Genomic DNA, 3,034 nt, shown 5'->3' on the forward strand with positions numbered 1-3,034 from the left:
TTTAGTAATGCGATTAATGGTTGCCGTAAACTTACCCGATGAGTGAACACTTGGATCTACTCCAGCGAAGGCAACCAGTTTTTTCGGATGATTAAACCGATCGATTTCACCAATTTCAGAGATAATCATGGCTGCGATTTTTTCTCCTATACCGGGAATCGATTGGATGATCTTATATTCTTCCAGTTCATTTGCCAAGGCCACTATACGATCTTCCAAATCAGAGAGGTGCCCCTGGTAATGAAAAAGCAACTCAATATACATACGAAGATTGATTACGTGACTTTCATACACGTTTTTTTGGAATGGATTTCGAGATGCGGAATCCATTATTTTTTTTGTTTTTTTCCATGCCCATTCATTCGATCGGCTAGGACAGTACTCTATCACACTCTCTGCCAGTCTACTTTCTCCGGCCGTTAATACCGCCTCTGAAGTAGGATATTCCTTTAACATCAATAAAGAAACCTTCGAATATAGATCCCCAAAAACCTTCCGGTATTCAGGAAACACTTGATCTAAAATGGTGTGAAACTGAAGTTTAGCCTCCACATACATATTCGTTACGATTTCCTGTTGTCTTGACAAATTTCGAAGGTCTAAAAGCTGAATTCCTCTAATTTTATGAGGTTCAAAACCCTCCTTGTAATACAGCACACACAACTGGTACGCATCGATTGCGTCCGTTTTTACCTTCCGTAAACTGGACTTCTTTGCCTGATAAGAAATGATTGGATTTAGTAAGATATATAGAATTCCTTGTTCCTCCAAGTATTGAATAATGGGAGAATGGTAATGCCCTGTAGATTCTAAAATGACCATAGGCATCTGCCCTGTCACCTCTTCGACTTCTTTTAGAAAGTCTAAAAAATAATCCAATTCCTCCTTGGTATGCTTCATTGAAAAGTTCTTCCCATACGGTTTAGATTGGTCTAAAAATGCCTGAACTTGGCTCTCTCCTTTTGCCACATCCAGACCAACAACTGGATTCATTGTTTTTTCCTCCTCTACTTACTAACCAGTACCCCTAGTCCTCCATGTAGTGTCATAGCTTCGCTTGTTATACGAGATCTACGTCCCAACCAGCCTCAAACATGTTTCTACATGTAGGGGGCAGACAGTTTACTTCACGGGATCATGTCCCACGCACCCGTACGTCCTACCCTGGCTACTGATATAATAGAATCTATTAAAAAAGGTCAACCAGTAATTTTTACTGGTCAACCTTATAATACGAAAGCACCCGTTAGTTCATTAAGAAAAGCGATTCTTATTAAAGAATCGCGCCCGATTGCGGAAGATCAACAATATTATTAAAGGCTTAAGAGTCTGCTTACGCTTAGCTGCCAGGCAGAAAATTGTTTGGGTTTTGTATTGTTAGTGAATAATAAAAAGTGATTTGTTGATAATTACACACAAGCAAAGAAATTATCAGTTTTTAAAGACTGGTTGAAACTCGTCTCTAAAATATCGCATATTAATAATCTTTCAGTTCAATCCCGTTGGCAGCTTTCGCTATCATTTTCGAAATCATCTTAAACTGCACGACCATAAGGGTGGGTACGCGCAACATTAAGTTGCGTAGAAAGATTTTGAAGTTTGATTTTTCAATCATACTTCCGGCAGCCATTAGTCCTATTTTTTGATTTTTCTCAACAAACTTTCTCATTTCTTGTTCATAGGCAACAAAAGCACGGGCATAATCGCCATGCGTAGCTTTGAGTTCACCAGCTAATACATAAGCTCCGACAAGCGCCAGACTAGAGCCTTGACCTGAAAGGGGGGATGGGCCATATGCTGCATCGCCTACCAATGTAATCCGGCCTTTTGACCATGTCGGCATATGAATCTGGCAAATCTCATCAAAATAAAAATCTATCGCTTCTTTCATGCTTTTGAGTAGATGCGAGGTTTCCCAGCCCGTATTACCTGTGAAGGCATTTTCTATAAGTTTCTTTTGAGATTCCGTATCATAGTGGTCGTATTTCAATGCCTCAGATTGGAACAAGAACATACCCCTTGCTTCGGTATTGTCATGGGCGCTATACATACCTACAGTTTTGCCTGGCATCGTATAAAACAGCTGACGGTGGTCGAGGTTGAGGTAATTCTCGAGGGTGAAAATTGAGATATAACAGCCGAGCGTATGTTTAAACTGTGCATCGTCGCCAAAAGTCAAGGTGCGCACATTGGAATGAAGTCCGTCCGCTCCGATTATCAGATCGAAAGTCTGCGGCTTGCAATAAATAAATTGAACTTGTGCACCAGCTTCAGTCTCATGTATTGCGGTAATCGAATCGCCCCAAATGTATTCGACCGTATCCTTAGTTAAATCGTACAAAATGTGACAAAGATCGTCACGCATGATTTCGATGTCCAGACCCTGATGGTTCCCCATACTCGCTTCGCTTATTTGACCTTCGATCTTGCCTTCGCTATTCACGAAGTAAACACCAGTCATGTTCGTGTCAGCTGCACGAACTTGATCGAGTATACCCATCCCCTCAAGCACCGTAATGGCTGCACCACGGATATCAACCCCGTACCCACCCGAGCGCAATGCTGGTGCACGTTCTATTACAGTCACGTCGAATCCGTGGCGGTGAAGCCAGTAAGCAAGTGCCGGACCGGCAATGCTCGCACCAGAAATAAGAACGCGCATCGTTTGTTTCATAATTGCTTATTCACTCCTGTCCTAATTAAAGTCTTAACATATCCACAGTATATTCACGGCCTATTTAACTTATTTACCAAAGTAAAATATTAGAACTTTAATTATTCAACAAAATGGCCCAATTGTTGAATAAAGATCAAACAGCACTCTTCAACTAAACTGCCCCGATAGTTCATTAAGCAAAAAAAGCCACCAAATGGCAGCTCCGGATCTCAACTAAACCAGCTAATAGGATGTCAATATCTTTCTCTAATATTTTCATTTCCCTTATGATATACTATTTTTGGCCATGCCAAATAACCCTCCAAAACCCTTTTGGAAGGATTTTTCTCTGTTTCACAAAACCGTTAATCAGGCTAA

At 40.9% G+C, this 3,034-nt stretch carries 2 protein-coding genes; both read right to left on the bottom strand.

Annotated elements, in window-relative coordinates:
- Window positions 1-993 (bottom strand): IS110 family RNA-guided transposase (locus tag N0M92_RS28920; RefSeq protein WP_260289005.1); only part of this gene is annotated, 993 nt, incomplete at its 3' end.
- A gap of 484 nt (window positions 994-1,477) precedes the next feature.
- Window positions 1,478-2,674, bottom strand: a complete 1,197-nt coding sequence (locus tag N0M92_RS28925; RefSeq protein WP_260289006.1) for an FAD-dependent monooxygenase — start codon at window positions 2,672-2,674, stop codon at window positions 1,478-1,480.
- Window positions 2,675-3,034 lie beyond the last annotated feature (360 nt).

Source organism: Peribacillus aracenensis (assembly GCF_025175645.1).
GTDB classification, from domain to species: Bacteria; Bacillota; Bacilli; order Bacillales; family DSM-1321; genus Peribacillus; species Peribacillus aracenensis.

Coding starts and splice junctions, on each gene's coding strand:
- N0M92_RS28925 (WP_260289006.1), bottom strand. CDS start 2,674: ATGAAACAAACGATGCGCGTTCTTATTTCTGGTGCGAGCATTGCCGGT.